The following is a 386-nucleotide window of genomic DNA, read 5'->3' as shown; positions in this document are numbered from 1 at the left end:
CTCCCCCGACCACGCCGACGACGACACCCCCGACCCCCGCCACCGGCGCGCCGGAACTGACCGTCTCCGGGAACAGGTTCACCGACCAGAACGGCGCCACCCGCCGTCTCCTCGGCGTCAACCGCTCGGGCGGCGAGTTCATGTGCGTCCAGGGCTACGGCTTCTTCGACGGCCCCGTCGACGACGCCTCCGTCCAGGCGATCGCCGACTGGAAGGCCAACACGGTCCGCATCCCCCTCAACGAGGAGTGCTGGCTCGGCCTCGACAACGTCAAGCCCGAGTACCGCGGCGCGAACTACGTCACCGCCGTCAAGGACCTGGTGGCCAGGGTGCTCGCCCACGGCATGACCCCCGTGGTCGAACTCCACTGGACGCACGGCCAGTAC

General features: G+C 70.2%; 1 protein-coding gene. It reads left to right on the top strand.

Translation table 11 applies throughout. The features are described from left to right. Positions 1-386 (top strand): glycoside hydrolase family 5 protein (locus CCN56_RS45445; protein WP_256962449.1); only part of this gene is annotated, 386 nt, incomplete at both ends.

Origin of the sequence: Streptomyces sp. NRRL B-24572 (assembly GCF_002156145.1) — a bacterium.
Classification (GTDB): Bacteria; Actinomycetota; Actinomycetes; order Streptomycetales; family Streptomycetaceae; genus Streptomyces; species Streptomyces vietnamensis.
This window is presented reverse-complemented; position numbering and strand designations above follow the sequence as displayed.